Annotated in this window: 13 protein-coding genes and 1 pseudogene; 5 read left to right on the top strand and 9 right to left on the bottom strand. The window is 59.8% G+C overall.

Annotation, left to right across the window (positions count from 1 at the left end):
* Positions 1 to 247: 247 nt before the first annotated feature.
* Complete coding sequence (locus CPY51_RS08270) at positions 248 to 916, top strand: haloacid dehalogenase type II (RefSeq protein ID WP_111159794.1); 669 nt, start codon at positions 248 to 250, stop codon at positions 914 to 916.
* 12 nt (positions 917 to 928) lie between these two features.
* Complete coding sequence (locus tag CPY51_RS08265; RefSeq protein ID WP_111159793.1) at positions 929 to 2,206, top strand: NAD(P)/FAD-dependent oxidoreductase; 1,278 nt, start codon at positions 929 to 931, stop codon at positions 2,204 to 2,206.
* A 70-nt stretch (positions 2,207 to 2,276) separates the two neighbouring features.
* Here CPY51_RS08265 and CPY51_RS08260 read toward each other — a convergent pair whose 3' ends face one another.
* From CPY51_RS08260 to CPY51_RS08230, 7 genes are all read right to left on the bottom strand, one after another.
* Positions 2,277 to 3,734 (bottom strand): NAD-dependent succinate-semialdehyde dehydrogenase, encoded by a 1,458-nt coding sequence (locus tag CPY51_RS08260; protein WP_111159792.1) that lies wholly within the window; start codon positions 3,732 to 3,734, stop codon positions 2,277 to 2,279.
* 17 nt (positions 3,735 to 3,751) lie between these two features.
* Entirely contained in the window at positions 3,752 to 4,795 is a 1,044-nt protein-coding gene (locus tag CPY51_RS08255) for a tartrate dehydrogenase (RefSeq protein WP_111159791.1), read from the bottom strand.
* A gap of 311 nt (positions 4,796 to 5,106) precedes the next feature.
* On the bottom strand, positions 5,107 to 5,598 hold the full coding sequence (locus CPY51_RS08250; protein WP_195909474.1) for a LysR substrate-binding domain-containing protein: 492 nt from the start codon (positions 5,596 to 5,598) through the stop codon (positions 5,107 to 5,109).
* Between the two features lie 117 nt (positions 5,599 to 5,715).
* Positions 5,716 to 6,069 carry a cupin domain-containing protein gene (locus CPY51_RS08245; protein ID WP_111159789.1) on the bottom strand — a complete coding sequence of 118 codons (354 nt, stop codon included), beginning with the start codon at positions 6,067 to 6,069 and terminating at the stop codon, positions 5,716 to 5,718.
* A 23-nt stretch (positions 6,070 to 6,092) separates the two neighbouring features.
* Entirely contained in the window at positions 6,093 to 7,016 is a 924-nt protein-coding gene (locus CPY51_RS08240) for a 2-hydroxyacid dehydrogenase (RefSeq protein WP_111159900.1), read from the bottom strand.
* 120 nt (positions 7,017 to 7,136) lie between these two features.
* Entirely contained in the window at positions 7,137 to 8,261 is a 1,125-nt protein-coding gene (gene argE / locus CPY51_RS08235; protein WP_195909478.1) for an acetylornithine deacetylase, read from the bottom strand.
* Positions 8,262 to 8,308: 47 nt separating this feature from the next.
* Positions 8,309 to 9,445, bottom strand: a complete 1,137-nt coding sequence (locus CPY51_RS08230) for an NAD(P)/FAD-dependent oxidoreductase (protein WP_275540464.1) — start codon at positions 9,443 to 9,445, stop codon at positions 8,309 to 8,311.
* A 408-nt stretch (positions 9,446 to 9,853) separates the two neighbouring features.
* On the opposite strand from CPY51_RS08230, the gene CPY51_RS08225 reads away from it, so the two are divergent.
* Positions 9,854 to 10,750, top strand: a complete 897-nt coding sequence (locus tag CPY51_RS08225; RefSeq protein ID WP_244598534.1) for a GNAT family N-acetyltransferase — start codon at positions 9,854 to 9,856, stop codon at positions 10,748 to 10,750.
* Positions 10,751 to 10,902: 152 nt separating this feature from the next.
* On the opposite strand, the gene CPY51_RS32785 is transcribed toward CPY51_RS08225, so the two are convergent.
* Together CPY51_RS32785 and CPY51_RS08220 are read right to left on the bottom strand one after the other, a co-directional pair.
* Positions 10,903 to 11,079 (bottom strand): hypothetical protein, encoded by a 177-nt coding sequence (locus CPY51_RS32785; protein WP_195909473.1) that lies wholly within the window; start codon positions 11,077 to 11,079, stop codon positions 10,903 to 10,905.
* Positions 11,080 to 11,147: 68 nt separating this feature from the next.
* Complete coding sequence (locus tag CPY51_RS08220) at positions 11,148 to 12,740, bottom strand: isocitrate lyase (RefSeq protein WP_111159786.1); 1,593 nt, start codon at positions 12,738 to 12,740, stop codon at positions 11,148 to 11,150.
* 124 nt (positions 12,741 to 12,864) lie between these two features.
* Between CPY51_RS08220 and CPY51_RS08215 the strand changes: the two genes are divergently transcribed.
* Entirely contained in the window at positions 12,865 to 14,268 is a 1,404-nt protein-coding gene (locus tag CPY51_RS08215; protein ID WP_111159785.1) for a helix-turn-helix domain-containing protein, read from the top strand.
* Between the two features lie 647 nt (positions 14,269 to 14,915).
* A pseudogene (locus tag CPY51_RS34200) lies at positions 14,916 to 15,095 on the top strand (IS110 family RNA-guided transposase); the annotation flags it as partial.
* Positions 15,096 to 15,708: the final 613 nt, after the last annotated feature.

The raw sequence follows: 15,708 nt of genomic DNA, 5'->3' as shown, positions 1-15,708 counted from the left end.
TCTTTGAGCTGTCTGCGGCCTCGGGTGCCGCATCTTATGCCGTGCAAGTTTGCCCAGGTGGGCTGAAGGTCGGAAGATCGGCGCGCACAGCGCAACTCTCTGCCAAACGGCAGCGACGATACGAAACAATCTGCTTTCAGTCGCGGCAATTGCGGTGAACGCATACGATCGGGATGGTTATGATCGTCGTGAAGAAAGCGCTCGGACCAATGCGCTGATATCGTGAACCAGCGAGGAATTCGACGATATGCCCCAGTTTCGGCCCAAATACATCACCTTCGACTGCTACGGCACGCTGACCAATTTCCAAATGGCCGAGGCCGCCCAGAAGATTTATGGCGCGCAGTTGGATGAGCCGAAAATGAAGCAATTCATTAAGAACTTCGCGGCCTACCGGCTCGACGAGGTCCTGGGTGACTGGAAGCCATATAACGAAGTACTGCACAATGCGGTTGAACGGACGTGCGAGAGAAACGGCGTAGCCTTCCGCGGCGAGGATGCGCGGGCGATTTACGAGACCGTTCCAAGCTGGGGTCCGCATGCCGATGTTCCCGCGGGTCTTGCCAAAGTCGCCAAGGAGATTCCGCTGGTGATCCTGTCCAACGCCATGAACGAGCAGATCATGTCGAACGTCGAAAAGCTCGGTGCGCCGTTCCATGCGGTCTACACCGCCCAGCAGGCGAACGCCTATAAGCCGCGCTTCCAGGCGTTCGAATACATGTTCGACATGCTCGGCTGCGGTCCGGAAGACATTCTGCACTGCTCGTCCTCCTTCCGCTACGATCTAATGTCCGCCTATGATCTCGGCATCAAGAACAAGGTCTGGGTCAACCGCGGCCATGAACCGGCAAATCCATTCTACGAATATACCGAGATCAGGGATATTTCTGGCCTGCCCGGCGTCGTCGGGCTCTGACGGAGAATGGCGATGCAGTTCAAGTCCTATTGGCACGATTCCGCTCCCGTCTTCGAGCAAGCGAAGAAGGGGCCAGTCGAGGGCCACTACGACGTGGCCGTTATCGGCGGTGGTTTCACCGGATTGTCGGCCGCCCGGCATCTGGCCAAATCGGGCGTCAAAGTCGTGGTTCTGGAAGCAGGTCAAGTCGGTACAGGTGCTTCGGGGCGAAACGGCGGACATCTGAACAACGGCATCGCGCACAGCTTTCTTTCGGCAAAGAATGAGCTGGGCGTTGAGCGCGCCAAGGCGCTCTACCGTGCCTTCGACGATTCAGTCGACACCATCGAGCGGATCGTCGCGGAGGAGGGGATCGACTGCGACTTCCGCCGTGCCGGCAAGCTCAAGCTTGCTTCCAAGCCGGCCCATTTCAAATCCATCGCTGGCAATTTCGAGGCAGTGAACCGTGAGGTCGATCCCGACACGGCCCTTCTGATGGCAGGGGATCTGAGCACGGAAATAGGTTCGACCTCCTTCCATGGCGCCATGCTGTCGAAGAAAAGTGCGATGATGCATATGGGCCGGTTTGTAACCGGCCTCGCGGGCGCGGCGGTGGGCCATGGCGCGGTCGTTTTCGAAAATGCCGCGGTGACGGATCGCAAGGTCGCATATGGCAAGCATAATCTGACCACCGCGCGCGGAAGCCTGACCGCGGACACGGTATTCGTCGCAACCGGTGCCTACACTTCGGGCCCTTTCAGCTATTTCCGCCGCCGCATCGTATCCGTCGGAAGCTTCATCATTGCTACTCGGCCGCTTGCCGATGCGGAGGTGGCAGCCGCCATGCCCGGGAACCGCACCTGCGTGACTTCGCTCAATATCGGCAATTATTTCCGGCTGTCGCCGGACAACCGATTGATCTTCGGTGGCAGGGCGCGGTTCTCCGCGACCTCCGATCAACGCTCGGACGACAAGAGCGGCGCGATCCTAAAGGCCGGATTGCGGGAGATTTTTCCGCAGCTTGCCAATGTCGAGATCGATTATTGCTGGGGCGGTTTGGTCGATATGACGAAGGACCGTTTTCCGCGCGCCGGTTTCGCCGATGGCGTCTGGTTCGCCATGGGCTACTCGGGGCACGGCGCGCAGATGTCGACCCATATGGGCATTGTCATCGCCGATGCGATGATGGGAAAAGCCGACCGCAATCCGGTATCCGGTCTTGAATGGCCGGCAATCGCGGGTCATTTCGGCAAGCCGTGGTTCCTGCCGATGGTCGGCTTCTACTACAAGACGCTCGATCGCTTTCAGTAAGCGAAATGCAACGCATGAAGGGCGCGGTGATGATGGCTTCGCGCCCTGTTTTGTTGCGTCCCGGCAGACCTCAGATCAGTCCGCCGATGTGGAAGCTCTTCATTTCCAGATATTCTTCGATGCCGCATTGCGCGCCTTCGCGGCCGAGGCCGGATTGCTTGACGCCGCCGAATGGCGCGACCTCCGTCGAAACCGAGCCGGTGTTCAATCCCACCATGCCGAATTCCAGCGCTTCCGCCACGCGCCATGAGCGCTTCAGGCTTTCTGTGTAGAAATAGGCAGCCAGGCCGAACGGGGTGGCATTGGCAATTTCGATGGCTTCCGCTTCGGTTTCGAACCGGAACAGCGGTGCCACAGGCCCGAATGTCTCCTCACTGGCCAGCAGCATCTCGGTCGTCGCCCCGCCGAGTACCAGCGGCACCGCGTATTGCTTGCCCTCCGGCATGGCCGGGCGATCGGAAAGAATGCGCGCCCCCTTGGCAAGCGCGTCTTCGACATGGCGATCGATCTTGTCGATGGCAGCGGCGTTGATCATCGGTCCGATATCGACGGGGTCACCGGTGCCGGGGCCCACTGTCATGGCGGAGACGCGCGCGGACAGCCTTGCCGCAAAGGCGTCGTAGACACCCGATTGCACGAGGATACGGTTGGAGCAAACGCAGGTCTGGCCGCCGTTGCGGAACTTCGAGGCGATTGCCCCTTCGATGGCAAGATCGAGATCGGCATCGTCGAACACAATAAACGGCGCATTGCCGCCAAGTTCAAGGCTGAGGCGCTTGATGCTGTCTGCCGCGCCGCGCATCAGCAGCGATCCGACGCGCGTCGATCCCGTGAACGAGATCTTGCGCACGATTTCGTTGGCCATGAACTCGGCGCCGATATCGGCCGGCATGCCGGTGAGGATGTTGATGACGCCGGCCGGAATGCCTGCGCGCTCGGCCAGAACCCCAAGGGCCAGTGCTGAAAACGGGGTGAATTCGGATGGCTTGACGACCACGGTGCATCCGGCGGCAAGGGCGGGAGCGACCTTGCGTGTGATCATCGCATTCGGGAAATTCCAGGGTGTGATGATGGCACAGACGCCGACGGCTTCCTTCAGGACGACGATCCTGCGGTCCCGTGTCGGCGAGGGTATAGTGGTTCCGCCGATGCGGCGTGCCTCTTCGGCGAACCACTTGACGAAGGACGCGCCGTAACGGATTTCGCCAAGCGCTTCGGTCAGCGGCTTGCCCTGTTCGACGGTGAGGATCATGGCCAGATCCTCTTCATGTTCGAGCATCAGCCGATGCCAGGCTTCCAGCAGGGCGGCGCGCTCGGCATGGGTCTTTGCCTTCCAAGACGCAAATGCTGCCCGTGCCGCCTCGATCGCTTCGCGCGTTTCGCGGCCGCTCACATCGGGAACATGGCCGATGACATGCTGGGTTGCCGGATCGGTGACCGGTAGGGACGCTCCGGACGCAGCGTTGCGCCAGCTGCCGGCAATCAGGCATTGCTGCCGGAAAAGGCTTTTGTCTTTCAGGGTTTCCAATGGGTGATCCTTTCTGTTCAGGTGAGAGCCGAAAGTACGGCAGCCGTTATGTCATCTGTCCTGTCTTGGCCAGGTCTGGTGCCAACGCCGCGCGCCGTCGCGGTTTCTACGGCTTTAATGATGTTGGCTGCAGCCGCTGCTTGGCCGAGGTGATCGAGCATCATTGCCGCGGACCAGATCGCGGCAATCGGATTGGCGATGCCGAGATGTGCGATATCGGGTGCCGAACCGTGCACCGGTTCGAACATCGACGGGGACGTGCGGTCCGGGCAGATGTTGGCGGATGCGGCAAAGCCGAGCCCGCCCTGGATCGCCGCACCGAGATCCGTGAGGATATCACCGAAGAGGTTGGACGCGACGACGACGTCGAGACTTTCAGGCGCCAACACCATGCGCGCCGCCATGGCGTCGATATGATAACTCTTCACCTCGACATCGGGATATTCGGCCGAAAGCGCCTCGGTGATCTCGTCCCAGAACACCATCGAATATCTCTGGGCATTCGATTTGGTCACCGACGCCAGTTGCTTGCGGCGCAGTTGCGCCTGTTCGAAGCCGAACCGCAGGATGCGCTCGACACCCTTGCGGGTGAAGACGGAGGTCTCCACTGCTACCTCGTCCGGCGTGCCGACATGCACGCGTCCGCCGGCGCCGGAATATTCACCTTCGGTGTTCTCGCGGATACAGAGAATATCGAAGCCACCGGATTTCAACGGACCTTCGACGCCCGGCAAAAGCCGGTGAGGGCGTATGTTGGCATATTGTACGAAGGCCTTGCGGATAGGCAGCAGCAAGCCATGCAACGAAACCGAATCCGGCACTGCGGCTGGCCAGCCGACGGCGCCCAAAAGGATGGCGTCATGGCCGCGCAGGATTTGTATACCGTCTGCCGGCATCATCGAACCGGTCTCCTTGTAGAAGCCACAGGACCAAGGGAAGCGTTTGGCTTCGAGCTTGAAGTTCGCCCGCGCGGCGGCCGCTTCGAGCACCTGCCAGGCCGCGTCTATGACCGGAACACCGATACCGTCACCGGGGATGAGCGCGATGGAATAGGTTTTCATGGTGTATTCCTTTACAGATTGATCAGCACGCTCTTGGATTTCCTGTTGGCCAGATAGGCTTCCCGGCCGAGATCCTTGCTGATGCTGGAGCATGTGTACCCCGGCAAGGCCATAGGTCAGGTGATCGGCAAGTGCTAGCGCGGGGCAGCACGATGGCGTTGGGATCGAAGTTGAGCGACATGAGGTCTCCTTCGGCTTTCAGGCGCAACCCGAACCTAGCCGCAATCCTTGCGCAGTTTGCATCGACTGTGGCGTTCGACGCGATGGAATATCCCGTTTGCCAACATCTTCGCAGCGCAATCGTCCACTGCTCAGATAGCCGCTCGCAGCGCCGCGAGAAAAAGCTGCAGGAAGCGCGACTCGGGCCGGGCGTTGTTGATGGAAACGGCGAGCTGCATATCGACCTCCGGGATAACGCGCGCCGCCAATCCCTTGAATCCGTGCCATGCCACCAGCCCGTCGACGAGGGCGATGCCGAGGCCTTCGCGCACCAGCGGTGCCGCGCCGACGGAGGAGGCGATTTGAATTGCGAGATCGCGCTTTCGTCGAGCGGCGGCAAGAGCATCATCGAGATTGGCGCCCACTTCCGCACGCGATCCATAGGAAATCAGCCGTCGCGCATCGAGATCCTCGGGTCTTACGACGTCGCATTCGGCCAGCGGATCGTCCTTGCGCATCCCCGCGACGACGTTGACCTTCGTCAGCAGTTGGCCAAGGACGGTTGGGGTTGTGATCGGCGAAAGCGTGATCGCCACGTCGATGTCGCCGACGATGAGGGCCTCGACAATCGCGCGCTTGGGCAAGGCGCGAAGATGAATCTACATTCCGGGGTGATTTTTGCGAAGAATGCCGAGTACCGGCGGAAGCAGGGAGCAAGTCTCTCTCCTGTTCGAAAGGCCCCAAATCCTCCTCCATGGTTGTCAGCTGATCGTCACATAGATCTTGCGGACGGTCTCGATCGTGCGCCAGATGCCGACAAAGCCGGGTTTCATCACAAAGCTATCGCCAGCGCGATAGGTTACGGTTTCGCCGCCCTTCTCGGCCAGTTCGACTGCGCCTGATACGATGTGGCAGAATTCGAAGGTCGTTCCCTTGATCGAATGGGTTTCGCCAGGCGTCGCTTCCCAGACGCCGGTCAAAACGCTGTCGTCGCGCGAAGCGTCCTGGACCCAAGTCTTGAAGGACGGATCGCCGGAGACAAGACGCTCTGCCGTGGGCTTCGATTCCCGCGGGACTGTCTGCGGATTGGTGTCGATGAGCTTAAGGAGGGACATGGAAATATTCTTTCTCTGGTTTGTCAGTATCCGAGGGTGCGGTCGACGAGGCCGATCGGCTCCTGCCCGGCCTCGTGGCGAAGAATGTTGGCGATCACCGTCTTTGCGGCGGTTTCAGCCTGGGTGACGCTGGCGATGTGCGGCGTCAGGACGACCTTTGGATGCCGCCAGAGCACATGGTCAGCCGGCAGCGGTTCTGGATCGGTGACGTCGAGGACGGCGCCTGCGAGATGGCCGCTATCGAGCGCCTCGATCAAATCGTGCTGATCAAGTTGCGGCCCGCGACCGGCATGGATCAGCGATGCGCCTGCGGGAAGTCTTGAGAACAGGCCGGCGTTCAGGAGACCGCGGGTTTGCGCCGTCAGCGGTAAGAGGCAGATCAGGATATCGGTGCCTGCCAGAAAATCATCGAGTTGCGCTGCCCCGTGCAAACAGGCAACGCCGGCGATCTCGCGTCGCGACCGGCTCCAGCCCGACAGCCGAAAGCCGAAAGGCTTGAGGCGTTCCAGCACTGCCTGCCCCAGCATTCCAAGACCGAGGACGCCGACACGCCGCTCGGCGGCCTGCCGCACAGCACGTGTCTTCCAGACGCCCTGCCTCTGCTGATCGAGATAGCCGGGAAGGTCGCGATGCAGGGAGAGAACTGCGAGGGTCACATATTCCTGCATCATGCGGACTATGCCGTCCTCGACCATGCGCACGAGCTTGACGGTATCCGGCAACGTTGCGGTACTGAACTGATCGACGCCGGCCCCGATCGAGAAGAGAACCTCGAGATTGCGGTAGCGGGCCATGTCGGGCGGGGCGGTCCATGTCAGGAGATAGCGGACATCGGCCGGGTCAACGGTTTGCGGGTCGGTCAGAAAAGGAAGCTGCGGCAATTCGCGTTTGAACTCGGCGGCAAATATCCGGGCTCGCTCAGCGTCGGAGTTGAACAGAAATGCCATGCGATATTCCCAGTTCGTCTTTCCTTTATTCTTGATCACGCGCCGTAGCAGGATGCGCTGAAACAAATTAGAAGTGCGGCAGATCGAACTGATTTTTTCATCGATTTCCGCTCACATCGGTCAAGCACAAAGCCGCTTGCCGAGATTTTCGATCATCGTCCGGCACGCGGCGAGTTCTGTCGGCTCGATATATTCATCGGGCTTGTGGGCTCGGGCGATATCACCCGGACCGCAGATGATGGCGTCCATTCCGGCTGCCTGATAGAGCCCGGCTTCCGTGCCATAGCTGACTGCCGCCAGCGGCTCTTGCCCGGTCACTTCCCCCAGCAGGATTGCGAGAGGCGACCCGGCAGCAAGCGAGAGGGCCGGGTATTCACTGAGAAGCTCCCAGCGGGTTTCGAAACCCTGAGCCTCCAGTTGCGCCAGCGCGGCGCGGATCGGGTCCAGCAGGGCGGCCGGAGAGACGCCGGCGATGGCGCGTGCCTCGAGATTTGCCGTGCAGAGATCGGGGATGATGTTGACCGCCTGGCCGCCGCGGATGACGCCGACCTGGAGCGACGAGTAGGCGGGCTCGAAATTCCGGTCGAACGGCCCTGTTGCCAGCACTGATGCGGCCTCCACAGCCTCGCTCAGGATAGCTGCCATGGCGTGGATGGCGTTCAATCCCTGGTCCGGCCGGGAGGAATGCCCGGAGCGGCCACGAATTTCGACGCGGGCGGCGGCCTTGCCCTTGTGGGCGCGGATCGCCCGCAGGCCGCTCGGCTCGCCGATGATGCAGCCCTCCGGTTTGGCGCAGAGGTCTGGCAGCAGCCGGATCAGATGCGGTACACCGCGGCAGCCGGCCTCCTCGTCATAGGAGAATGCCAGGTGCACGGGTTGTGCAAGCGGCATGGCGGCGAGTGCCGGAAGAGCGGCGAGCCCGCAGGCGAGGAAGCCCTTCATGTCGCTGGTGCCGCGCCCGTAGAGCCGCCCAGCATCCTCGCGCAAGGCGAAAGGATCCGATGTCCAACCCGGCTCTCCAGCCGGTACGACATCCATATGGCCGGATAGCAGGATTCCGGGCACGTCTTTCGGACCTATCGTCGCAAACAGGTTGGCACGATCGCCCTCCGGCCCCATCGCTACCGTGACATTGGCGCCGCAGCCTTGCGCATAGAGGCGGATCCACTCGACGATTTCATGGTTGGCGCTGCCGACGACCGAGGGAAAGGCAACGAGCCTTGCCAGGATTTCCAGTTCCGTCATCACATCCACTCACATCATTCCTGGTTTGCCAAGATCCGTACCGTCGATCATGCGTTCGTATCGGAAAGGTGCCGGATCGACGCAAAGGTTTGTCTCCCAAGATCAGGTCGGCAGCCAGTCTTGCGGCCGCCGGGCCGATGGCGAAGCCGTGGCCGCTGACACCCGACGAGATGAAAGGCCTGGACGTGACCGAACACCGGAAATAACCGGAACGGCATCCGGCGTCGAATCCACCATGCCAACCCAGCTCTGGGCGGGGCGAATGCCCGCGAGTTCGGATAGGCGGCAACGAGGCGCGAGATGCCACGCTCGACTAGATTCTGGTCGGGAACAGGGTCGAGCGTGCGGACCTCCTCGAACGGCGAGATACCCTCGGCGTTCCAGCGACGGATCGCTTCCGGTCCCTTGAAGAACTGCCCGCCGATACCGAATGTGAGGCCCTTGCGGCGGGTCTGGAAGGTGCGCCAGAAATCCCGTGCCTGCAGCATGCCCCAGGGCGAAATCTGCAGTTGCCCCTGTCCCGTCAGTCCGATCGTATAGCCGCCGTCAAGCCGGCGCCGGATGGTCACGCTTTCCATCGCCACGCCACCTTCGGCTACCGCTTTGGCCGGAATAGTATAAAACGCGGTCGATTTCACCGAAGCTTGAAGAAAGCGCAATCTGTGATGGCGCAGGAACATGCCGCTCCATGCGCCGCCCGCGACGAGGACCGAGGAGCAGCGGATCAGCCCCTTTTCGGTGTCGACTCCACATATCCTGCTGTCCTGCGTTTCAAGCTCCCTCGCTGCGCAGTTCTGAAGGATCGTGGCCCGCAGCCGTCGCGCGCCTTTCGCTATTGCCGGCACCGCCAGTTCCGGCTCGGCACGTCCGTCATCCGGGGAGTGAACGCCGCCACGCCAGATCCTGTCGTTGCCGGGCAGCAGGGCCGAAATTTCGGCACCTGTCAACATTCGGGTATCCACGCCCAGCGGTCTTGCCATCGATCCCCAGCGCTCCCACCTGTCGAGACGCTCTGGGTGATCGTAGCGTAGACCAGCCCGCTGCGGCGGAAACCGGTCTCGCCGCCTGGTTCCACGTTCAGGCCGTCCCACATCCTCATGGCAATGCGCGAGCGCAAGTTCCCTGACATCGCGGTTCTGCTGCCTGCACCAGCCCCAATTACGATTGGATTGTTCGCCCGCGATTGCGCCTTTTCGACTAGGACGACCGAAACGCCGCGCTTTGCCAGTTTATAGGCCGTGGCGATCCCCCCCATGCCGCCACCGAGGATCACGACATCCGCCTGCCCGGGGCAGTCGTGATCGCATTCGACGCGGCGAACGGGAGGAGACATGCGATGTCCTTTTCGGCAATTTCCTGACGGCAGCCTTTCTCTGGCTGTTCTCGCCAATCATAAGGGGGTTTCTCGCGTGCGTTTGCTTAATGCCTGCTCGTTGCAGCGTAAAGTGCTGAAAGCAGTCCCGTCTGAAGAGAAATCTACGGCAGGAAATGCGTGACAATCCCCTGCAAGAGGCGGGAGAGGGCAGTGGAAAGCGGTTGTCGCGCCATGCTGGCCTTGTCTATGTTCTATAGTACCGGCGAGGGAGGAAAATTTGACCACGGAAGACTCGATGCGGCTTCAGTCGTTCGACCTGCAGCTTTCCGACATCGCGGAGATCGATCTCGAAAAACTGCATGCACTTTCGCTGATGGTCGGATGGCCTCATCGACGGAAGGACTGGCAGATGCTGCGCGAAAACGGATATGGTATCGTCGCGCAGGACGAGATCGGACGCGTCTTCGGCTCCGCCATGTGGTTTCCGTTTGCGGATGACTTCGTGACGGTCGGAATGGTCATAACCTCTCCTCGGCTGCAGGCCCACGGTCATGGCCGTTGGCTCATGGACCATGTCCTGAAGCAGACTGGATCGCGCCCGTTACGATTAAATTCCACCCGGGCTGCCCACAGGCTCTATCTCTCCATGGGTTTCACGGCCGAGAAGACGGTTTATCAGCGTCAGGGAACGGCTGTTCGGGCAGGTGAGCCAGAAATTCCGCATGGCGCGGTCCTGCGTGAGATCACGATGGGCGATCTGACGGAGCTGGTTGCTCTCGATTATCTCGCCTATGGCGCCGACCGGGCAGCATTGTTTGCGCGCTTGTTGCAGGTCTCCAAGGGCGTGGCACTGATACGCGACAACCGGATTGCCGCATTTTGCCTCTGCCGCAGTTTCGGACGAGGCACCGTGATCGGTCCGGTGGTTGCCTCTGACGATGCAGATGCGATCGTCGTCATCCATCCTCATGTCGCCGCCCACGAGGGAGACTTCCTGCGCCTCGATACCCGACAGAGGACGGGCACATTCCCGGAATTTCTGACGCGCTCGGGACTACCTGTCTTCGATACCGTCACCAGCATGTCGCTCGGCGGCACATGGTTTGCGGACGACCAGGCGGCAAAACCGGGCCATCCGCTGACCTATGCGCTGGTCAGCCAGGCGCTGAGCTGATTGTTTGCCGGAAGGAGCCGTGTTGCAAGGATCGAACTGCAGTTGAGATTGGCTCTGCCGGGGCACTTCTCCTCTCATCCGCTTGAATTCGGGACGTCCGAGTTCAGTCAATCGGTGTCAGCTGGCCCCGTTCAGGATCGTCGTCGGCGAATTCAAGTTATGCGGCCAAGGCGATGATAGAGGTTCGAATACTTGACCGATTCAGGGCGATCCTTCACCTCCCTCAGATAGTGTTCGATTGCCGCACGCATGAGGCCAAAATCCTCTTGAGAAAAAACGGCACGCGAGCGCTGAGGCTCGTTCGAAACTCTTTCGCTAGTCTCCGACATGTCTTCCTCCTGTTGAATACGAGTGGGCAGCAGTGCCCAGCTCGTGTGCTCCTCGCTCCCATCCCGCCTTATGCGGCGAACTGGTTCATCGTGTTGTGTTCGCCGCTTGCCTTGAGAGCGGCCTCGTCGGCGAAATATTCCTTGTGATCATCGCCGATGTCCGAGCCTGCCATGTTCTGGTGTTTTACGCAGGCGATGCCTTGGCGTATCTCCTTGCGCTGAACGTTTGCCACATATCCGAGCATGCCTTGATCGCCGAAATATTCCCTTGCCAGGTTGTCGGTTGAAAGCGCCGCAGTGTGATACGTCGGCAGCGTGATGAGGTGGTGGAATATGCCTGCCCGAAGTGCAGCGTCGCGCTGGAATGTGCGGATCTTTTCGTCAGCCTCATCCGCAAGCTGGGTGCCGTCGTAGTCCTCGCTCATCAACCTAGATGGGTCGAACCCGGACACATCCTTGCCTTCCGCTTTCCAGCCGTCGAAGACCTGCTGGCGGAAACTCAGCGTCCAATTGAACGAAGGCGAGTTGTTGTAGACGAGCTTGGCGTTTGGGATAACCTCACGAACCCGGTCGACCATCGCGGCAATCTGATCGATGTGCGGCTTTTCGGTTTCGATCCATAGGAGGTCGGCACCGTTCTGCAGAGCGTTGACGCAATCGAGTACACAACGGTCGGCGCCTGTGCCCTCGCGGAACTGATAAAGGTTCGATCGGAGGCGCTTCGGTCGCAGGACCTTCGAGCCTCTCGTGATCAGCACCTCGCCGTTGCGACGCTGTCCTTCGCCGACCTCCTCGCAATCCAGGAACGAATTATACTGATCGCCGATATCGCCCTCGCTGGTGCTGAACGCGATCTGCTTGGTCAGACCCGCGCCAAGCGAATCGGTGCGTGCGACGATGATGCCCTCATCGACACCCAATTCGAGGAAGGCATATCGGCAGGCGCGGATCTTGGCGACAAAATCCTCGTGCGGAACAGTGACCTTGCCGTCCTGGTGGCCGCACTGCTTCTCATCGGATACCTGGTTTTCGATCTGAAGGGCGCAGGCGCCGGCCTCGATCATCTTCTTTGCGAGCAGATAGGTGGCCTCGGCATTTCCAAAGCCGGCGTCGATGTCGGCGATGACCGGAATGACATGGGTTTGGTATGTGTCGACCGAATGCTGCAGCTGACACGCACGGGCAACGTCACCCGCTGCTCGCGCACGGTCGATTTCCCTGAAGATCATCCCGAGTTCACGGGCATCGGACTGGCGCAGGAATGTGTAGAGCTCTTCGATAAGTCTTGGAACGCTCGTCTTTTCGTGCATCGATTGGTCAGGAAGCGGCCCGAATTCGGACCGCAGAGCTGCAACCATCCAGCCGGACAGATAGAGGTATCGGCGCTCCGTCGAACCGAAATGCTTTTTCAGCGCAATGACTTTCTGCTGGCCAATGAAGCCGTGCCAGCAACCCAGCGACTGCGTGTATAGGCTCGAATCCAGGTCGTAGGCGGCCATGTCTTTGCGCATGATCGCGGCGGTATAGCGAGCAATATCAAGGCCGGTACGGAACAGGTTTTGTAGGCGCATGCGGGCGACCGCTTCGGCGGCAATACCCGTCCACTTTTCGTTGGCCCCGACAAGTCTGTCGGCATCTTCAACCAGGGCTTGGTACGACATGGTTCCTCCAAAAATCTCGTGCGGCGACGCAAAGGGGATAATCGACGAGGTGCGAGGCGTGAAGGCTTGCTGATGTCATGTTGTCAAGCTTTACAAAAATCTGTTGTAATGTTGTAATATCTTTATGGAAAAGCAGGGTGTCTATCTTGGGCCGCGCTTGCGGCGGCTGCGGCATGATCGCGGTCTGACGCAAGCCAATATGGCAGCGGACCTCGAGATCTCGCCATCATATATTGCTCTGATGGAGCGCAACCAGCGGCCGGTGACTGCCGAAACGCTGCTGAAATTGGCCAGGGCCTACAAAGTTGATTTCTCCGACTTTGTCGACGAGACCGGCCCGGATCTGATCGCTCGACTTCAGGCGGTCATGCGCGATCCGATCTTCGCCGATATCGACATCCTGCCGCTGGAGATTGCCGACGTCGTGCATAGCTTCCCGGGCGTCGCCGAGGCGATGCTGCGTCTCCACACGGCTTACAGGGAAGAACAGTTTGCGCTTGCCGACCGCAGGCAGGAGGGTTCGCAGAACGATGTCGAGATATCATCCGATCCGGTTGCCGCGGTGCGCAGCTTTCTGTCCGCACGCCGCAACTGCTTCCCGGTGCTCGATGCTGCTGCGGAAAAGCTGGCGGCCAAAGTGACCGAGGTCGGCGGTTTCGTTTCATACTTCAAGCAGCGTCATCAGTTGCGGGTGAGGCGACTGCCCTCGGACGTGATGACCGGCTCGCGACGGCGGCTGGATTGGCACCGAAAGGACCTGTTGCTCGATGACAGCCTGGATACGGCAAGTCAGAATTTTCAATTGGCCCAACAACTCGCCTATCTCGAATTCGATCAGGACATCCGAAATGCCACGCAGGAGGGCAATTTCGAAAGCGAGAGCGCGCGTCGCCTGGCACATCGGGCGCTGGGCGCCTATTGCGCAGCGGCGATTGTCATGCCTTACGCCGCTTTTGCGAAGGCGGTAGAGACCCGTCGCTATGACATCGAAGCACTCTCCCGGCAGTTTGGAACGAGTTTCGAGCAAACGGCACATCGCCTGACCACGCTGCAAAAGCCAGGACAGGAGCGCGTACCATTTTTCTTTATTCGAGTGGATCCCGCCGGAAACGTCTCCAAGAGGCTGAACACCGGCACCTTCCCTTTTGCCCGGCATGGCGGCGGCTGTCCCCTCTGGAAGGTCCATCAGGTGTTCAGAACGCCGCGCAAGGTGGTCACGCAGTGGCTGGAACTGCCCGACGGCCACCGCTTCTTCTCGATCGCCCGTACCGTCAATTCTGGCGGCGGTGGGTTTGGTACTCCGAGCGTCGAACGCGCGGTGGCGCTCGTGTGCGAAGCGCATCACGCTGAACGTCTGATCTATTGCGAGGATCCAGATCGAGCGGATGGGTCGACTCCGATCGGAATCACATGTCGGCTTTGTCACCGGACCGAGTGCACGTCTCGATCGGAACTGCCGATTGGCCGTCAAATCGTGCCGGACGAATACCGTCGCACCGAAGCACCGTTCGGGTTCTCCGATTCCTGAGGGCCACCTTCGCCTGCTATCTGCTTGACGACTTCCTCGATGCAGCGCGATCGGTCACAAGGTCGGCGGACCTCGCGTCAAAGGGGGCGATGCCGATCTTGCAAAGATGGCGCAGCTCGCCGCCGCCCAACTTGAATATATCGGTGTTTCTGACACAGAGCAGCTTCGCAAGGGCATAAACACCCATTCGCAGGGCGAGGGCGGATTGCGGTATCGAGGACAAGCGTGAATACTGTTCGGCATCGCTAAAACTGCTCGCCGAAATATAACGGATATCGCCTCTCATGTACCTCAAGCAAGGCTGCGGGCCATCGCCGCATTCCGGCAGTTTCCCGCAACGGACGCCGGTCAAAAGAAGCGTAGTGACCGGGCGAGTGTTCCTGATCTTCCCGACAGCGATGAAGGGAACGGCGAAGGCAGCTATGCATGGCACCTGCAGCCGAAATGCTCCATGCCGAACGCCTCCCTATCTGAAGCAGTGAAGTCCGTTAATGGGGGCACTGTTTCTTTAACTTACCAAGGTACGGAGAAGATCGCGGTGAAAGATGGAGTGGTTGCCGCCCTCCCCAGACGGCATCGCAATGTGCCAGGATAGTGGTGTTTACAGCCACTGAGCGGAAAGGACGGCAACCGTCACGAAAGATACAATGATCGGGGTGGATTTGGCAAAGACGGTTTTTCAGCTTCATGGGGCGTCGATGACGGGGGAGCTGAAGTTCCGGAAGAAATTGTCACGGGGGAGTTTTGCCAGATTTATGGCCGAGCAGCCTCCAGCGGTGATCGTGATGGAAGCCTGTGGCAGCGCGCATTATTGGGCCCGGGAGATGAGAGGTATGATAGCATTGGCCAACAAAATGGCGCGTATGATTTGGGTCGTGCTTACAAAAAATGAGGATTATCGAGTTCCGACACGGGCAGCCGTAGCATGATCGATATGCCACTGCTGCTTGGCGTCGGATAAAGAGGGAGTAAGAAGGCGACGACCCGAATGGGCAAAATGATCGAACAGATCTGGATCAGGAAAACCAGTGTAGTATCTTGAGCATCTGAGCTCGTTTGAAAGATTTGGACCTGATCCGCAGATCACCATACCGGCCAGCGGCTTTTGACATGCCGCATTTAAAGGCCTGACAGAAGACCGCACTCGATCACTCGAATATTTGGGTTAGAAACTTCTTGCGCCACGGGCGGCAACCACAGACGATACTACGTCGATTGCAAGGTCTGCCAACGCAACCAGTTTCTGTATCGACCTTAAAAACGGCGCAACCGTGTTCGCATCGCGTCAAAAGGCGCCCAACGGTGCAATATCGAGCGGGCTGATAATCGTCAGACGAACGGCATCGCACCAACAAGTTGAACGAAGTCTACCGGAAGCTGCCTTGCGAGAGGCACTGTTGAACCAACAAAGGCCAGCTTCTTCCGCCGAACCCTTGTCCT

Origin of the sequence: Arminella tubonensis, from assembly GCF_003240585.1 — a bacterium.
Taxonomy (GTDB): domain Bacteria; phylum Pseudomonadota; class Alphaproteobacteria; order Rhizobiales; family Rhizobiaceae; genus Rhizobium; species Rhizobium tubonense.
Note: the sequence above shows the minus strand (reverse complement) of the source record. Positions and strands in the feature narration are given on the sequence as shown.